Below are 16,255 nucleotides of genomic sequence, written 5' to 3'. Positions count from 1 at the left end.
CCGTTCTGGAGCATGACCGCGAAGCTGCCGGATGCGCACCTTTTGAGCGTAAACATCTCGGGCGACTCGGCTCCGTTGCAGCTTGGAAGCAAGGCAGAGGCGATCCAGGCCGATTTGGGCGCCCTGCTCTCGGCGGCGCGGACGGGCGACGAGCAGCGCAGTTCATCGCGCCGTGTTTCATGCGTGGACGCTTAAATCAAAACCACCCCTAGAAGGGGTGGTTTGCTCTTAGGGTGTAACCCTTGGATTTCCGGCACGCGTCTAAAGGCGCCGGCCCTCACGGGGTTCGGGCCGCACTGCAGATTGACCCGTGACGGGCCGGTCAAACCGGCGCTATTTACGCCCCGGCCCCCTATCGAAGGGGTCCTCGTACTCCTTGGCGCTCAGCCGGTCGAGCGCGATGTCGGCCTTCTCCTGCTCCCGGATGTACTTCGCGATCGTGGCCTCGTTCAGGCCGACGGTGGACACGCAGTGGCCCTCGGCCCAGAACTTCCTGTTGCCGAACTTGTACTTCATGTTCGCGTGCCTGTCGAATACCATCAGCGAGCTCTTCCCCTTCAGGTAGCCCATCACGCTCGACACGCTGTACTTCGGCGGTATCGCCAGCAGCATGTGGACGTGGTCGGGCATCAGGTGCCCCTCGATGACCTCTATCCCCTTGTACTGGCAGAGCTTCCTGAAGATCTCCCCAAGGTCGGACCTTATTTGGTTGTAGATGACTTTGCGCCTATACTTCGGCGTGAACACGACGTGGTACTTGCACGTCCACTTCGTGTGCGACAGGCCGTAGGCCTTCTGGGCCATACGCCACCACCGCCCTCTCGACTCGGATTCCTTGCGGCCTGAACAATCGCAAGTGTCCGGCGAGGGGGCGGCTTTGTAAAGCCGTTTGGCCCCACCCGCATAGCGGGTGGTTTCTGATGCGGCGCGCTGCGCGCCCCGCACAGGCTAAAGCCTGTAAATAAAAATACCCCCGATTCCAAGTGGAAATCGGGGGTATCTCATCGGGTGGCTTTCAAGCAGTTTGCAAAACTGCAGGTCGCAGACCTTCATTGCTAGTAGGAGAAATGAGTAGTCTCGGGTGGCTTGCCCATGAGTTGACGAATAAGTTGGAGCTTCGCCATTGGCTCAATCGCTTCGCGCGCTCGATAAACTTGTTTAGTAAAAGGCGGATCGGTCACCGATGGACGCACGACGAGAAACACGTACCTCCAGTGGTTCAAGCACGGCGCGCGTGAGGATCTCTGCAAGCAACCGCCTGGTACGCTACTGTTGCCAGCGTGGCTTAGCGGACTGGCGAATCCCGCCCCGTGCGCGTCATCATCCAATCAAATGCCCTGGCAAGCAGCAGCACCGCCAATCACACTACGTTCTTACGGCGCCCTCTGCGATAAAATTAGCGAATTGTGTTTTCACCTCGCAGCTACGGAGACATTAGATGATTACTCTGGACAATCTTCGCGACGCACTTAGGGCTCTGTGCTACGAGCCCTCGGGCGACGGCACCGTTTATCAGAAATCCTGGGAAGAGACCAGCGCGCAAATCACGGTCGATTTTTCCAAGAAACGCATCGGCTACCCGAAAGACCTGGGGTTCAAAGTCAACAAAGACACAACTTGTAACTTTTCAGATAACGAGAACCTCGTCGTACTCGCCTGCGTAACCATGCTCCTCGACAAAGGATATCGCCCCGAATCACTTGAGCTGGAGCGCGAATGGGCCCTTGGGCACGAACAAAAGAGCGGCCGCGCTGATATCTGCATTAATGACGAGAGGGGCGACACACTCGCAATCGTCGAATGCAAGACCCCTGGAACCGAGTTCAAAAACGAATTCAAGAACATGCAGTCAGACGGAGGGCAACTCCTCTCCTATTGGCAACAAGAGCGCGCGACTCGCTGGTTGGTACTCTTTGCATGCGATTTCATCAACAACGAAATCGTGCCAGACCAGGTTTCAATTAACTGCAGCGATGACGAGAACTTCATCGCGCTCGCCAAACGCGATGACACCATTGCGCTCTACCGCGACGCCCATACAGTGGAACAGCTCCATCAAGTTTGGACGGAAACGTACAACCAACAAGTCGAGGGAAACATCCTCTTTGGCGATAGGTCGACGGCATACCACCCGATGGTTCCTCCCCTTCTCAAGAAGGACCTTGTCGACTTCAGGGCCGAAGACAGCATCGTCAACCGCTTCGAGGAAATCCTCCGCCACAACAACGTCTCCGATAAAGAGAACGCCTTCAATCGCCTTATCGCGCTCTTTATCGCGAAGCTCCAAGACGAGCTCTCGAAAATGCCAACCCAGGAGATTGAGTTCCAATACCGCCAAGGACGCGACACCTACGAAACGCTCCAGGACAGGCTCCAGAGACTCCACTCAGACGGCATGAGAAAGCTCATGCGGGAAGAGGTCCTGTACGTTCCCAACGACTACGCCGAAAACCTCATAAGCAACTATACGGGCCAGCACCGCAAGAAGCTCATCGAGGAGCTGAACGGCACGCTGCGCAAGCTCAAGTTCTATACCAACAATGACTTTGCGTTCAAAGACGTCCACAACGAGGAACTCTTTCTTCAGAACGGCAAGGTACTCGTAGAGACGGTGCAACTTCTACAGCCGTATCGCATCGTAGGAACTCAAGACATTCAATTCTTGGGCGACCTCTTCGAACAGCTCCTTAATCAGGGCTTTAAGCAAAACGAGGGCCAATTCTTCACACCTGTGCCCATCACCCGTTTTATTTGGAAGTCACTCCCACTCGACAGCATCGTGCAGGACGAGGCTGGTGCCGTGCACTATCCACGCGTTATCGATTACGCCTGTGGCGCGGGGCACTTTCTCACAGAAGGATTCGAAGAAATCTCCGACGCCGCATGCCAATATGATCCGACCATAGAGGATGACCTCGGAGACGCCGACTGGGTCAGAGACAATCTCGTCGGCATCGAGAAGGACTATCGACTCGCTCGCGTTTCCAAGGTCTCGTTCTACATGCATGGCGCAGGGCAGAGCAACGTGGTCTTCGGCGACGGACTTGAAAATTATCCCGACAAGGGAATCGACAGCCGAACCGACAGGGGACGCTTCGACATTCTTGTCGCCAATCCCCCGTACTCTGTCGCGGCCTTCAAACCGCATCTCAAGCTTCACAACAACGAACTCAAAGTGCTGGAAACCATCAGCAATAGCGGCTCGGAAATCGAGACCCTCTTTGTCGAGCGTGCGGCACAGCTTGTTCGGCCCGGAGGCTACGCCGCCATTGTCCTCCCCACCTCGATCCTCGACAAGAGCACGAGCTCGAGTTTCATGGCCGCACGCGATGTGCTTTTGAGCTCCTTCGAGATCGTCTCCATCGCCAGGTTTGGATCAGGCACATTCGCGGCCACAGGAACAAACGTCGCAATTATGTTCCTACGTCGCTTTGACGAGATCCCGCCCCGCAATGCGAACGCACTTGATTTCGTTGACGCTGTTTTTGAGCGCAGGAAGCTCACTGGTTGGAAAGACGAAAGCGCTTTCAACGCTTATCTCGACACAATTAATGTAGACGGAGATACTTACCGGGCTTTTCTCGCAGGAGAGGCTGGCTGGAACGAATGGGCAAACACTCGCCACTTCAACGTTTATTGCCATCTTTTCGAATCATCGAAGGAGCTCAAGACCCTTCGAAAGAGCAAGACTTGGAAGGCGGCCGACAAGAACTCACAGCTCAAAGCAGAGAACGAGCTGTTCTATCGCTATGCGCACAAGGAAGAGCGCAAACGCCTGCGCGTTTGGGGTCTCGTCTGCGGCGAACAGACGCTCATCATCAACTCACCTAACACGACCAAGGAAATCGCCTCTTTCCTTGGCTACAAATGGAGCAATCGCAAAGGCAACGAGGGGATACAGCCCATCGATGGTGAGGGCGTGCTCTATTCGGACGACGAATCGGACGACACGAACTCGCTAAGCGGCATCATCAGAGCATGGTTCTCCGGCGAGCAGGTTGAGCCCGGCGACCTTGCCCAGTACTACTACTATGCCAAGACCACCGATTTCATCGACTTTGATGCCGAGAAGTTCGACGAGACTCTTACGATTCCCCGCTCTTTCTACAAGCCCCGCTCGTTCGCCCAGGGCACCGTAGTCAAGACGCTTAGAGACATCACATCCTACGTTACCAACAGCGTGGCCCAGAGTTCCATCACCACCGACACTTACGTAACAACGGAAAACATGGTCAAGGACCGTGGCGGCATAACCACCTATAGTGGAGAGCTTCCGGCAAGTGCTGGCACCGCATACAAGAAGGGAGACACGCTCGTCTCCAATATTCGCCCCTATCTGCAGAAGATTTGGCTCGCAGACCGCGATGGGGCGTGCTCCAAGGACGTTTTGGTATTCCGAAGCATAAATACCGACAGCCTATTGCCCGAGTTTCTCCATCTGCTCCTGTGGCAGAAGGACTTCTTCGACTACGATATGTCCACCTTCACGGGAACCGGCAGGCCTCGCGGAGACAAGGATGAGCTGCTCAAATACCCCATCCCAGTCCCGACGCTCTCCGAGCAGAGAGCCCTCATCGACGATTTCAATCGCTTAACAGATGAAATCAATAGCAAACGACAGCAAATCGCCGCTCTCAAGGAGAGCGTCAAATCACGGTTTGTCGAGATGTTTAGAACCAAGACACACGCATCATGGCCAATCGAAACAATCGGCAACTACAGCATAGAAATGCACTACGGCACTTCAGCAAAAGCCGGCGCCGATGGCGATTATGTCTACATCCGAATGAACAATATCACCGACGACGGCATCCTTGACCTAACCGATACAAAGCGAATCACCCTAAAGGGCCAAGCTCTCGAAAATGCTACCGTCCGCTATGGCGATATGCTTTTTAATCGAACCAACAGCATTGACAAGGTTGGGAAAACTTGCGTTTTTCATCAGTCAGAGACCATGGTTATTGCTGGGTACATCGTGTGCGTAAGGTTCGCTGACCACAGCTCTGCCGAATATGTATCTGGTTACCTGAATTCAAAGGAAGGAAAGCGAGTCCTTCGTAATATAGCGAAGGGAAGTGTCCATCAGGCAAATATCAGCGCAGCAGACTTGGCCGCTATTCCCATTGCAATTCCCCCGTTGTCCCTCCAACAGGAGTTCGCCGACTTCGCTGCCGAGGCGGACAAATCGCAATTTGCACTCGAGCAAGAGGTCGACGCCCTTTCCGCAGAGCGCGACGCCCTTCTAGACCGATTCCTCGCGTGATACGTTCCTCCCATCCATATCGGGATGGGAGGAACTGATGCACACGACGATCGAAATAGCAAACGCGGTTCTCACAAAAATGCAGGCACTCGTTAGCGGCGAAGTGCTTTCGTATCTCGAGAGCGTCCTTATGAGCGAACTCAGGGGCATCGAACTTGAAGTGAACGCGCTCAGCAATGTCGAAGACGAGGCCTCAAAGTACATGGAGCGATTCCTCGCAGCCAAAACCATCGAGGGATGCTCGCCTAAGACCATCAGGTACTACAAGGCCACACTTACAAGGGCGCTCGAAGCAATCAAAAAACCAATTGTCCGGATTAGTTCAGATGACTTACGAACATACCTGAGCGAATATCCCATGGGTAATAACGCAGGGAGCATCACCGTCGACAACGTCAGGCGCATCCTGTCGTCATTCTTCTCTTGGCTTGAAGACGAGAACCATATACTCAAAAGCCCTGCACGACGCATTAAAAAGATTCGCTCAAAGAGAACGGTCAAGTCCGTATATTCTGATGAAGAACTTATAGCCCTCACAGACGCCTGTTCTTGCAAGAGGGATCTGGCAATCATCAACCTTCTTAGTTCAACAGGGATGAGAATAGGCGAACTCGTCTCGCTCAATCGAGAAGACGTTGATCTAAATCGGCGAGAGTGCATTGTACTCGGAAAGGGCAACAAAGAGAGAGTCGTCTATTTTGATGCGACTACAAAGCTGCACCTAAACAACTACCTGCAAGAACGCAGCGATAACGTCGCCGCGCTATTCTGTAGTCTCACAAAGCCGAGTTCTAGGCTGCAAGTAAGCGGAGTCGAGCTCCGCCTTCGCTCCTTGGGAACAAAAGCAGGCGTCAAACACGTCCACCCACATAAGTTCAGGAGAACGCTGGCCACCAAAGCAATTGGAAAAGGAATGCCCATCGAGCAGGTGCAGAAGCTGCTTGGCCATCAAAAGATTGATACAACGTTGATGTACGCAATGGTCGATCAGGACAACGTAAGGGACTCTCATAGAAGGTATATCTGTTAAGTCAAATCACGGTTTGTAGAGGTATTTGGCGATCCGGTCGATGGTAAAAAATGGCCTTTCGTTAGGCTTGAAGACCTCTGTACCAAGTTGGGTTCCGGAGCAACGCCACGAGGTGGCAAAACGGCATACAAGGCCGAAGGTGTTCCGCTGGTCAGAAGCATGAATGTTCACAACGGTCGTTTCGTGTGGAAGGACCTTGCTTGTATTGATGATGAACAAGCCGCAAAACTAGAAGGCGTCACGCTGATGAAGGGTGACGTGCTTCTGAATATTACTGGCGCTTCGGTTGCTCGTTCATGTCTTTTGCCAGATGAATTGGCTGGTGGACGTGTTAATCAGCATGTCTCAATTGTCAGAGTCGACCAAAAACGGATGCTGCCGGTGCTATTGAACACGGTGCTGATCAGTGATTCGTATCAGAGACTCCTGCTAAACGGCTCAAGAGCGGCTGGAGCAACAAGGGAGGCAATTACCAAAGAAGCTCTAAAGAGAATGACGGTTCCCTTGCCTCCCCTTGAGCTTCAGCAAGAGTTCGCCTCTTTCGTCGCTCAGGTCGACAAATCGCAATTTATCATCCACCAAGATCTTCACGGCTTTTGAAAAGACAGATAGTTACATGTCCAACGCTACAGAAGCCCGAGGACCGTCGCCTTTGATAGCATCTCGTAGGCTCGCGGATATGTCTCTTTGTCGCGCTCGGCCATAAATGCCCAGTTCGCCGTCACGTCAGCCGCCCTCACCATAGCCACCTTGGAGGAGTCGACATAGGAGACTGGAATCTTGGGCAGCCAGTCGCTAAATACAGGAGGGTAGGAGGTCTGCCACGTTGGGTTGAACATGCCGCAGCGCAGCTCCTCATCAACCGATTCTGCCAGGTTGTACTTTCCGTCGATCGAAGTCGAATGCTCGTCAACCACAACAGAAACTGCATCAACCTCGCTCGCGGCAATTCCCTGAAGCCTCAGCGCGTCAACGATGCCGGACTTCACGCCACGCTTTAGAGCGTAGTCAAGATACCTTTGCTTGCGCCTTTTCGAGCTTGAATTCTCAGAGCAACTGCAACACCCCTGAGTAGTGGACCTCGTAGGGCGTCCTGAACCCCAGGCGCTTGTGGGGCCTGCGGTTGATGGCATCGTACACCCGCTCGACCTCCTCGTCCGAGACCGCAGAGAAGCCGGTCCCCTTCGGGAAGTACTCGCGCAGCAGACCGTCTGTGTTTAGTCAAGCCTGATTTTCGGGTTGGGGCTGCGGTGGAAATCCTGGTCCTCTTTTGGTCCAGGATTTCCACCGCAGCCCCAACCCGTAAATTGAACGCTATCAAACACAGATGCCGTCGCGAAGTCGATGTCGCGCGTGACGCGGCCGTCGGGGATGCGCGCGAGCAGCCCGCTTCCGCCCTTGAGGATAAACCGGCCGTCGGGGTTGCTGAACACCCTGCGCAGGAACCGGTCGCGCAAAGCCCGACGACAGCCGTCCCCGGGGTCACCGCCCCTGTCGCGAACGGCCCTCTTCAGGGCCCTGTCGAGCTGACCGCCGTTCTCGTACGTCATTCTTCCCGCCTCCTAGCTAACGAATCGTACAGGCTGGCCCCCGCCGGCATCCCGGCTTTTGCCCCCCGGCGTCGATTTTCTCCCTCAGCGCGCCCTCGTCTTCGACGAGGCCCCTTTCGAGCGCGTCCGCGAGCACGTTCGCGACCAGGCTCAGTTCCTCCCCGGAGTCTATCAGGTCCACCACCGTGAGCCAGGGCCTCGTCGCCGGGATGTCCGAGACGATCGCCACGTCCTTCGGGTCGAGGCGGCGCTTCCTGATGAATCAGGTTCGGGCGCTTAGTCTGCTTTCTCTCGGGCGTGCAGAACTCGTAGGGCGAGGGGCTGACCTCGCCGATGCCGTAGAGCCATGCAGCCGTCGCCCCCATGGCGACGGGGCGCCTCCCCGGGTCGATCGACAGTCAGGCCGCGAGGACGTCCTCCTCCCGCGTGCTCGGCGAGCCGCCCATGCGGTAGACGCCCTTCGCGAGCCTCTCTATGTTGCCGAGCCCTTCCAGCCTCGAGAGCGCGTACCGCTCGACGCCGAGCACCTTCGCCTGCACAGATGTGAAGAGCCCCCTTTGGGAAGAGGCGATGTCGTTGGTGGCTCGTATGACTTCGATTTATTCCATGCTTGCATTGTGGAAAATAATGCAACAATGCAAGCAATACGCTCAGAATACACGGCGTTATTCGGCGGCATTCGGGGTCACTGAAACTGCGGAAACCGATTTTCGCATTTCTTTATTCCCATTTGTTGACCTGGGCGAATGCAATTGAAGAGGGCTTGAATCCGCCTCGCAGTTTCAAGTCAGTTTCATCCGCTCGAAATCGGCCTTCGGGGGACCCGAATTGTGAATTATTCCCGCAGGGCCTAATTATTCCCGTACCGCCGAGTACTCCGTTGTACCGCCCAGTAGGGACACACGGGAATAATTGGGTCGTTTTCCCAGGTAGAGATGCAAAAAGAAAGCCCTCGAACCAAAGGGTTCGAGGGCTGTTATTCCCACTATTTCGCTGGTGGCTTTGGTTCTGCCGTCCCGTCATTCCAGTTGCACCCAGTTTTCGGCATCGACACGGAACGCGTGCCGCCGAATAACGCGATGTCGCGTTTCGTCGGCTTCGGGGACAAAAGTTGGGACAACCTCAAAAACTTTTTTCAAACTCAGGGCATTGAGTTTTTGTTTTTGTCCCAAAGGAGCTTCCGACCGTGATTCGGGTGCCCAATTGGGCGGAATCGCCCGTTTCTGAAACTCAACCGCAGCATCACGCGCAAGCCACTCGCAACAACTGCAAATGATTGGTCGCGAGCGGCTTCCAACGAGATTCCAAAGCCGCAGGTCAGGCGACTGCACTACTGACAGGGAAAGGGAGTCGTATCGGGCGGCTTGCCCATGAGTCGACGATGAGGCTTCCACCGAATGTCGAGGACATGCTGGTAAAATAGGCAATACTTTTTATGACAGGAGACCGAGCATGGCCGAACCCCACGATAGGAAGCCGATCCTCACGATCGAGCAGCAGATAGAGCACCTCAAGCAGAAGGGCGTAGCCTTCGAGCTGTGTTCCGAGGAAAAGGCCGCGGACTACCTGCGCGACAAGTGCAACTTCTTCAAGCTCGCATCCTACCGCAAACTCTTCTCGAAATACGAGGGAGGCCCGCGCGACGGCCGCTACGTAGACCTCGACTTCGGCCAGCTGCGCCTGCTCGCGGCGCTCGACCAGGAGCTGCGCCACGCCCTGCTCGGCATGACGCTCGACATCGAGCACTTCCAGAAGGTGACACTGCTTCGCGAGATGGAGGACCGTGGAGAGGACGGCTACGCCATCGTGGCCGACTACATGGCATCGCTTACCACTGCAAACAGGGAGTACCGCCTGCGCGAGCTCAAGATGAGCGGCCGCAGCCCCTACAGCTCGAGCCTCTACGCGAAGTACTCCGGCGACATGCCTGCCTGGGCCTTCCTTGAGCTCACCTCGTTCGGCACCCTCATCGACTTCGTGCGCTTCTGCGCCAGGCGATGGGGCGACAGGCGCCTCGAGGCCTCCCACTACGACCTCAAGCGCGTGAAGTCCGTCCGCAACTGCGCCGCGCACGGCTCGTGCCTGATCAACTGCTTCGCCGAGAGGGGCGCCGCCCGGGGCTCGGCGTCCAGCGGCGTCTCCCGAAGGGTGGCCGCCGTGGGAATTCCCAAGGCGACCAGGAGGAAGTGGATGGGGAATACGGCCATGCAGGAGGTCGCGACCGTGCTCGTGGCGCACTCCGGCTTGGTACCCGAGGGCTCCTCGCGCTCGCGCGCCGCATCCGAGCTCGCCGAGATGTTCGCCAGGGCCGACGGCGAAACCGAGGCGCTGCCCGGCAAGGGGCCCGACGCCGCAGCTCGCTCCGCGCTCGAGTTCCTTCGCAGGTTGACAGAATCGCTCGGTTTGGTAGAATAGCCTGCAGATAGCAAAACCTTCACGGTTTTAGGGGCGGACTTGCGCAAGCGACTCTGCCCTATTTTTATATTCACTCGCTATAGGAGACGGGTGATACCTGGGTCAATGACAGAACTGAGAAGCCCGGAATAATGGAGCCAGTTAGAAACCCTCGGGTTTGCGGGGCGGGATCGTGAGAGCGATTCTGCCCTATTTTTTCCTCCGTCTGCCCCAAACCAAGTAGTTCGAAGATAGCCTGTAGGTGTCCTCGTGGGCGCCTTTTATTTTCAGGGAATCGGCCGCTTCATGAACGAGCGACCGGCTTGACCTAGATCGAACCGCCTTCATCTCCGTCTAGGCGCCGGCAATCAACATCGTAAATCCGCGCGTGCTACAATGCGGGCATCAGAGATGAAAACACAGTCCCCGTCGGGTAGTCGCGGGCGTGCGGGGGTCCGCATCAGTAACCTGCCTCCTTGGTTGTCCCTTCTCTGCATGGTCATCTACATAAAGGAGGAACCAGCCATGCAGATCAGCGTGTCGCCCACCCTGACCGTATATCACGACGGCCAATTTTGGGTCGGGCTGGCGGAACACGCCGAGGACAGAACATACGGCGTCGCCCGCATCGTCTTCGGCGCGGAACCGTCCGATGAGGAAATCCTGCAATTCGTTACAAGCAAATGGGCGGAGCTCGCGTTCTTCGGTGGCGATCCCGCCGAGACGAGCAAGCCCGCAAAACCCCAAGCGCCGAGCCCGCGAGGCGTCGAAGGCCCTTAAGCAGCCGGCGATGGGCACCAAGGCGCAGCAGGCGCTCGCGAGTCAGCGGGAGGCGATGAAGCAGGAATCGGCCCGCGCAAGAAGCCAGCGTCGCGCGGATGAGGCGGAGGCGCGCTTCGAGCAGCGGAAGTTGAAGCGCAAGCAGAAGCATCGTGGGCATTGATACCGCCATCGACCCATATATAGCAGCAAGCGTAGCTTCGATTGAAACTACGCCTGCCACCTGGTGCTATAACGTTATACAGAACGTGTGTTCTACTCCCACTCAGTGATCAAATCGTGCACTTCCATAGCCTCTCGTCTACATGGTATACCGTTGTCTCCCCTTTTTTCAGAGTTGGGCGATTTTCGGGTACCCAAGCTGAACTCAAATTGAACTTAACGACGGCTTATCGGTCGGGGGCTTCCTAGCGAGAATATACAGAGGCGCACATTTCGCAGGGAACCTCCCATTCGTTATTTTATCGGGATGCTGTCAAGGCAGCGTCAATGCGTTTGACCTACACCTTCTCGCTTGTCGAGGCTTCGTCTGCAGGACCATCGGAATCGATACGGAATCGATCGGCATACCATTCATCCGAAGCAATCACCTTATGGAGCATCTGGAGATGCAGGTCGACATAGTGGCAGAACGCCTTGCCGTATTCCACGAGAGGCACATTGTTTCTCTCGTTGGGCTCGGCTCCAAAATTAAACTCGACCTCATAGCCCTCCCCAGGCACACCAATGCTCGACAGAATATCAGTGGAGAAGTGAACGAATCCAGACGTCACCTTGTATACATCTTTTACCTTTGGATCGAACTTCTCGAGTAAGTCTTGAAGTCTTCTATCAGACATCTTCTCACCCGAGAAATCTTTCAGCTTGTTCGCAGGCACACCTTGAAACACCTGCTTGAGAAAGTCATCCTGGTCTTCCGCGGCGAATAACGCGAATGTCCTCAGGCAGACTCCAACCTGTGCGCGGAGAAGCTGGGCGACGCAAACAAGATTCCTCGACTCGAGCATGGAGATGAATCCGTCTATCAATCTCATCGCATATTCAGAGGAGGATGCCAGATATAGATCCCATTGGGTAAAGTCACCGTTCATGAAGGGAATCACTGCATTGCGCTCGGCGACTCTCAAGGCACTCAGGCTTTGTTTTATTTTCTCAGCTTCTTGTTTGAACTGTTCGATATCCAAAATGCCCCCAAATGCCGGCTTCTCAACAAATCAGAAAAAGCAAGAGAGACAGAGATTAGGTTCATGCTCCACTGAACCCACGCTTCCAGTCGATGTACTCCTCCTCGGAGATCTCCCCGGAGTCCCGTCTCTCGCGCCCCTCACGGAACTGTCCATATCAGTGTAGCCAATCCAAGCACAGTCCCACCGCCCGGCCCAGTCGCTCCCCGTCCTGCGTGACCCCGTGAAGGCGGAGGGGCGTGACTGTCGTCATCGCGTTCCTTTCTCCTCGTACTTTTTTGGGCATGCGTAGCGGGCCCCCGCGCGGCGCTGAGAGCGAATCGGCGCAGGCTTGAGACCAGTTGCGCTGGAGCCGAGGTTCGGGTTTCGCCGGCTTACGCAGCTTGGCGGACGGAGCGCCCGGGCTCCGCGCCCCTAGGGCGCGGCGGGGTCCGCAACGTTGGAGGTGTCGATCTCGCCCAGATTGGCGAGCTGGCTGATGAACGGGACACTCTCGTGTTCGTCCACCTCGACGCCGCCGAGCACGATGGTGCTGTCGCGCGTATCGATTTGGGTTGTGAACACGGCCGGGTCGAAGCCCGAGGCGATAAAGCCAATGCCCGCGAGGACAACACCCGCGGCAACGAGCCCGCCCGCCACAGCGAGGTAGATCTTCTTCGCGCTGGTCATGGTACTCACTCCTTTCTACGCTGCGAGATGCGCGGCAGCGCCGCCCTTCTCGCCCTTACCCTTCCAGAAAGGCGAGGCGGCCTTCCCCGCCCAGAGCGCCGAGAGGCGCGCGATCCGCTTGGATGCCTCCCAGGCGCCCGCGCCCACGAGGAGGGCCACGCCGATGAAAGCGAGCCCGCAGCCCAGCATCACGATCACGTAGGGCACGTGGCCGACGGCCACACCCGCCGCCACGAGCGCGAGCGACGCCGCGCCCACGGCCCCGAGGGTCGCGGCGATGACCCACACGCAGAGCGCCAGCACCCAGATACACACGTAGACCGTGACGGCCACCGCCGCGAAGGCCAGCAGGAGCGGCACCCACACCGGCGACCCCACGATGGTCAGCACCCACAGCAACGCAGTGCTGCGCCGGCGCGTCTTCGCAATCGCGCGCGGCACGGCGGGCAGGTCGTCGAGCGTGGCCTCGGCAACCTCGCCGGGGGTGCCCATGGCGGCCACGGCCTCCTCCTCGCTCATGCCGTCCTCCATGCGGTCGGCGATGGCCTCCGCGTAGAACGCCTTGGTCTCCTCCACCTGTTCGGCCGGCAGGCAGGCGAGCAGCTCGCCCAGCCGGCCCAGAAACTCATCGCGCGTCATGGTGCGCCCCCTCAACGTATGTGTAGATCTCCCGCACGGACGGCCACTCGGCCAGGAACTCCTCGATGCGCGCACGCCCATCGTCCGTGATGCGGTAGTAACGGCGCAGCCGCCCGTTGTGCTCGGCGGAGCGCGCCGTGATGCACCCGGCTTTCTCCAGGCGCTTGAGCAGCGGGTAGAGCGTCGACTCCGTGAGCCCCATGCTCGCCGGCACGTCCTTCACGATCTGGTAGCCATAGGACTCCTCGCCGGAAATGGCCGCGAGCACGCAGGCCTCCAGGAAGCCACGCTTCATCTGGGCCTCCATCCGCACACCTCCTCTCGTCATATACTGTGCTATACACACTATACGATGCAAGGTATTAGGCGTCAACTACCATCGTGAAGATTCTTCGGTCCCCGCACGCGGTCGCGGATGACTGCCCGTCCCGAGCGAAACCCACAGGCGCCAACGCGACCTGAACGCGGCGCTGTACCCCGAGATCCGGGGTACGGTCCACCTTTCGGCCCAACCATGGGATTCGAAAGGCCGAAGACGCCGAGAGAGATCCGGGCAGGACGGCGCCAGGTGGTTTTCAACCCCGTCAACGGTTCGCGAGCTCTGGAATATTGCCCGCAGGCCACGGGAAGAGCTCCAACCGAAAGTAATCATCGCCAGCAGCTCTATCTCGCGAAACGTCCTCGTGAAGCCGCACGTGAGTGCACCCGAAACCGCATGAGTCCACTATGAGCGCATTCTTTTGACGTTTTGTTCCCGAAGCAAGGGGCCCCGTCGGCCTGGCGCTCGACCCCATCAATACGACGCCACTGTTCTCCCGATGGAGCAGGACAGCATATTCGTCTCGTTCATGCAGGTAGATAGTGCCGTTGGCTTGCGTGTATCCAATTTGCTCAAACATCACGGCATACACGATAAGGTACGAGAAAAACGAGGGAGACCGCATTCGGCCTCCCTCTTAGCGACGTGAATCGTAGCTAGCGGCTTTACCGTCTTACGTTTCCACAGATCAGAAGGGATGTGCAAGAGCGATGACCGAAAGAATCGTCGCAGGCGGCTTATTCACCCAAGAGTTCAACGGTTCCACTTTCAAATGCATGGGGAAATGCGAATGACCTCAATGTGCTCCCGAACTCGGCGCTAGCGTTAACGCCGACTCCGTCGAGCGAAGACTTGCTAATATGAGTCACAACACCGTCTCCAAGGCCGATATGCCCAAGATGGCTTCCAACTGGGGGCAGGGTTTGCCGATAGGAACAACATGAAGAAATGCAGTCCCCTTGGAATCCTGCTCGGTGATTCCGTCAGCGTTCTTCTCAAGGCAATCCAGAAGAGCAATCGGATCGCCCATCACGTCAGGTGGCGGAGTTGGCATGGAGGGCAGGTTCTTGTTGGTATCCACCCATTGTACGCCCGTCGTCGTGCACGACCAATCGGACAGCTTCCCGGATTCGATAGTTGCATGCGAGGGGGTTCTTCGAGCTAAGTGCTCTTGAGCATGGCGTTTCACGTGCCGGTGTTCATGAGCGGCAAGGATTGCTTTTTCAGGCTCGATCCGAGGATGCGTGACTACGGTCTCTCTTGCTGTTCAGCTCGCCTAGTCTGCATCTTGGTTCCTCGACTGCGCAGCTTGGTTAAACGCCGAAGGTTCAGCTATCTTCGTCAGCTAGCATGAGAGCAACCCGAAGGGAGGACGCATGAAGATCACAATCGAAGAGCGAGAAGCAGCTCAAGATATAGAAGTCACGATCGTCTGCGTAAGGGTCGATCGCCGCGTGCTTGATATAGCGGCTCGGCTGCGCATGCTTGACAGGAAGGTGACGGGCACGGCCGACGGCTGCACGCGCGTGCTGAGCGCAGAAGACGTCCTGTTCATCGAGTCGGTCGACAAGCACACGTTCATTTATACGGCCGACACGGTTCTCGAAACGGGCCTGCGCCTTTACGAGATGGAGGGGCGCCTGGCGGACTGCGACTTCCTGCGCATCGCGAAAGGTTGCATCGTCAACTTCCGCGCGATCACCGCCCTCAAGCCCGACGTCAACGGCAGGATCATCGCCACCTTGGAAAACGGTGAGCAGGTCGTTATCTCGCGCCAGTATGCGCCCGACGTCAAATCGAAGCTCGGTCTGAAGCAGTCGAAACGAAGGAAGGGAGACCGAAATGATTAACAGGGACATTATCGACACCGATAAAAAGACGCCCGCGGAAAACCTCGGACAACTCGTGAAAAGCACCTGTATCGGCTTCACTGTTGCCATGATAGCCTTCTTGGCATTAGGGACTTGTTTCGCTGATGACACCGCCAAGCAGGGCATTAACTATTGCTGGTCGATTCTCGCCGCGTGCGTCACCGTCCCCGCGCTGCAGTTCGTGTTCTTCACGCCCGCGGTGATCAGACAGATGGCGTATCCCGCGCGCCTGGTGCTGTTCGACGTTTGCCTCTACGCAGCCCTCTGTGCATTGGCGTTTGTCTTTGCTTGGGTTCCCGTGAACAACCCCGGGGCGTGGGTTACCTTCACGGTTGTCTATCTCGCCATCCTGGCGGTCCTCACTCTTGCTTTCAACGCCAAGCTGAGCCGCGAGACCCGCGAATTGAACGACAGGCTCGCGGAATACCGCAAGAGCAGGGAGACGGAATAAGGGTATAGCTGAGCATTATCGATGCTGGGCAAATCCTTACTCCCGATCCTCGGATTACCGCCCAGCGCGAGGACCTGATACCAAGGCCGGCGCAGGGCGATG

Annotated in this window: 16 protein-coding genes and 3 pseudogenes; 8 read left to right on the top strand and 11 right to left on the bottom strand. The window is 56.9% G+C overall.

Annotation, left to right across the window (positions count from 1 at the left end):
* The coding region (locus DXD56_RS10020; RefSeq protein ID WP_199411536.1) for a hypothetical protein at window positions 1-195 on the top strand (195 nt) is incomplete at its 5' end.
* 138 nt (window positions 196-333) lie between these two features.
* Here DXD56_RS10020 and tnpA read toward each other — a convergent pair.
* A complete protein-coding gene (gene tnpA / locus DXD56_RS03710) occupies window positions 334-804 on the bottom strand; it encodes an IS200/IS605 family transposase (protein WP_117583303.1) in 471 nt (156 codons plus the stop codon).
* A gap of 634 nt (window positions 805-1,438) precedes the next feature.
* Here tnpA and DXD56_RS03705 point away from each other — a divergent pair.
* The 3 genes and pseudogenes from DXD56_RS03705 to DXD56_RS03695 form a co-directional block, all read left to right on the top strand.
* A complete protein-coding gene (locus tag DXD56_RS03705) occupies window positions 1,439-5,266 on the top strand; it encodes an N-6 DNA methylase (protein WP_117640142.1) in 3,828 nt (1,275 codons plus the stop codon).
* Window positions 5,267-5,303: 37 nt separating this feature from the next.
* Window positions 5,304-6,296 carry a site-specific tyrosine recombinase/integron integrase gene (xerA, locus tag DXD56_RS03700; protein ID WP_117583305.1) on the top strand — a complete coding sequence of 331 codons (993 nt, stop codon included), beginning with the start codon at window positions 5,304-5,306 and terminating at the stop codon, window positions 6,294-6,296.
* 57 nt (window positions 6,297-6,353) lie between these two features.
* A pseudogene (locus tag DXD56_RS03695) lies at window positions 6,354-6,896 on the top strand (restriction endonuclease subunit S); the annotation flags it as partial.
* A 26-nt stretch (window positions 6,897-6,922) separates the two neighbouring features.
* Here DXD56_RS03695 and DXD56_RS03690 read toward each other — a convergent pair.
* The 5 genes and pseudogenes from DXD56_RS03690 to DXD56_RS03675 all read right to left on the bottom strand — a co-directional run bounded on the left by DXD56_RS03690 (window position 6,923) and on the right by DXD56_RS03675 (window position 8,418).
* The gene (locus DXD56_RS03690; protein WP_117583307.1) at window positions 6,923-7,285 is read right to left on the bottom strand and encodes a hypothetical protein; all 363 of its coding nucleotides are present in this window, start codon (window positions 7,283-7,285) and stop codon (window positions 6,923-6,925) included.
* A 58-nt stretch (window positions 7,286-7,343) separates the two neighbouring features.
* A pseudogene (locus tag DXD56_RS10175) lies at window positions 7,344-7,514 on the bottom strand (IS30 family transposase); the annotation flags it as partial.
* Window positions 7,514-7,846, bottom strand: coding sequence for a nucleotidyl transferase AbiEii/AbiGii toxin family protein (locus tag DXD56_RS03685; RefSeq protein WP_117583308.1), 333 nt, complete (start codon window positions 7,844-7,846; stop codon window positions 7,514-7,516). The gene DXD56_RS03685 and the pseudogene DXD56_RS10175, both read right to left, overlap by 1 nt.
* A gap of 16 nt (window positions 7,847-7,862) precedes the next feature.
* On the bottom strand, window positions 7,863-8,075 hold the full coding sequence (locus DXD56_RS03680; protein ID WP_117583309.1) for a hypothetical protein: 213 nt from the start codon (window positions 8,073-8,075) through the stop codon (window positions 7,863-7,865).
* Between the two features lie 169 nt (window positions 8,076-8,244).
* Entirely contained in the window at window positions 8,245-8,418 is a 174-nt protein-coding gene (locus DXD56_RS03675) for a type IV toxin-antitoxin system AbiEi family antitoxin domain-containing protein (RefSeq protein WP_255413178.1), read from the bottom strand.
* Window positions 8,419-9,298: 880 nt separating this feature from the next.
* Here DXD56_RS03675 and DXD56_RS03670 point away from each other — a divergent pair.
* Both DXD56_RS03670 and DXD56_RS10305 read left to right on the top strand, forming a co-directional pair.
* Window positions 9,299-10,261: an Abi family protein gene (locus DXD56_RS03670; protein ID WP_117640141.1), complete on the top strand. Its 963-nt coding sequence runs from the start codon at window positions 9,299-9,301 to the stop codon at window positions 10,259-10,261.
* A 375-nt stretch (window positions 10,262-10,636) separates the two neighbouring features.
* Window positions 10,637-11,183: pseudogene (locus DXD56_RS10305) on the top strand (YjdF family protein).
* Between the two features lie 337 nt (window positions 11,184-11,520).
* Here the strand turns inward: DXD56_RS10305 and DXD56_RS03660 are convergent.
* The 5 genes from DXD56_RS03660 to DXD56_RS03635 form a co-directional block, all read right to left on the bottom strand.
* Window positions 11,521-12,204, bottom strand: a complete 684-nt coding sequence (locus DXD56_RS03660; RefSeq protein WP_117640140.1) for a hypothetical protein — start codon at window positions 12,202-12,204, stop codon at window positions 11,521-11,523.
* A 414-nt stretch (window positions 12,205-12,618) separates the two neighbouring features.
* Window positions 12,619-12,873, bottom strand: a complete 255-nt coding sequence (locus DXD56_RS03655) for a hypothetical protein (RefSeq protein WP_117640139.1) — start codon at window positions 12,871-12,873, stop codon at window positions 12,619-12,621.
* Between the two features lie 15 nt (window positions 12,874-12,888).
* Complete coding sequence (locus tag DXD56_RS03650) at window positions 12,889-13,512, bottom strand: DUF1700 domain-containing protein (RefSeq protein ID WP_117640138.1); 624 nt, start codon at window positions 13,510-13,512, stop codon at window positions 12,889-12,891.
* Entirely contained in the window at window positions 13,499-13,819 is a 321-nt protein-coding gene (locus DXD56_RS03645) for a PadR family transcriptional regulator (protein WP_197032260.1), read from the bottom strand. The genes DXD56_RS03650 and DXD56_RS03645 overlap by 14 nt, the downstream gene beginning before the upstream one ends.
* An 877-nt stretch (window positions 13,820-14,696) precedes the next feature.
* Window positions 14,697-14,912 (bottom strand): hypothetical protein, encoded by a 216-nt coding sequence (locus DXD56_RS03635; RefSeq protein ID WP_118450766.1) that lies wholly within the window; start codon window positions 14,910-14,912, stop codon window positions 14,697-14,699.
* A 295-nt stretch (window positions 14,913-15,207) separates the two neighbouring features.
* On the opposite strand from DXD56_RS03635, the gene DXD56_RS03630 reads away from it, so the two are divergent.
* Both DXD56_RS03630 and DXD56_RS03625 read left to right on the top strand, forming a co-directional pair.
* Window positions 15,208-15,681, top strand: coding sequence for a LytTR family DNA-binding domain-containing protein (locus DXD56_RS03630; protein WP_117640135.1), 474 nt, complete (start codon window positions 15,208-15,210; stop codon window positions 15,679-15,681).
* Window positions 15,674-16,153: a DUF3021 family protein gene (locus DXD56_RS03625; protein WP_117640133.1), complete on the top strand. Its 480-nt coding sequence runs from the start codon at window positions 15,674-15,676 to the stop codon at window positions 16,151-16,153. The genes DXD56_RS03630 and DXD56_RS03625 overlap by 8 nt, the downstream gene beginning before the upstream one ends.
* Window positions 16,154-16,255 lie beyond the last annotated feature (102 nt).

The sequence above is a fragment of the Collinsella sp. TM06-3 genome (assembly GCF_003436395.1).
GTDB lineage: Bacteria > Actinomycetota > Coriobacteriia > Coriobacteriales > Coriobacteriaceae > Collinsella.
This window is presented reverse-complemented; position numbering and strand designations above follow the sequence as displayed.

Bases quoted from the DNA above. Each gene is read 5' to 3' on its own strand.
- DXD56_RS03650 (WP_117640138.1), bottom strand. From the start codon at position 13,512: ATGACGCGCGATGAGTTTCTGGGCCGGCTGGGCGAGCTGCTCGCCTGC.
- DXD56_RS03625 (WP_117640133.1), top strand. From the start codon at position 15,674: ATGATTAACAGGGACATTATCGACACCGATAAAAAGACGCCCGCGGAA.
- DXD56_RS03645 (WP_197032260.1), bottom strand. From the start codon at position 13,819: ATGGAGGCCCAGATGAAGCGTGGCTTCCTGGAGGCCTGCGTGCTCGCG.
- DXD56_RS03685 (WP_117583308.1), bottom strand. From the start codon at position 7,846: ATGACGTACGAGAACGGCGGTCAGCTCGACAGGGCCCTGAAGAGGGCC.
- DXD56_RS03655 (WP_117640139.1), bottom strand. From the start codon at position 12,873: ATGACCAGCGCGAAGAAGATCTACCTCGCTGTGGCGGGCGGGCTCGTT.
- DXD56_RS03705 (WP_117640142.1), top strand. From the start codon at position 1,439: ATGATTACTCTGGACAATCTTCGCGACGCACTTAGGGCTCTGTGCTAC.
- DXD56_RS03670 (WP_117640141.1), top strand. From the start codon at position 9,299: ATGGCCGAACCCCACGATAGGAAGCCGATCCTCACGATCGAGCAGCAG.
- DXD56_RS03630 (WP_117640135.1), top strand. From the start codon at position 15,208: ATGAAGATCACAATCGAAGAGCGAGAAGCAGCTCAAGATATAGAAGTC.
- tnpA (WP_117583303.1), bottom strand. From the start codon at position 804: ATGGCCCAGAAGGCCTACGGCCTGTCGCACACGAAGTGGACGTGCAAG.
- xerA (WP_117583305.1), top strand. From the start codon at position 5,304: ATGCACACGACGATCGAAATAGCAAACGCGGTTCTCACAAAAATGCAG.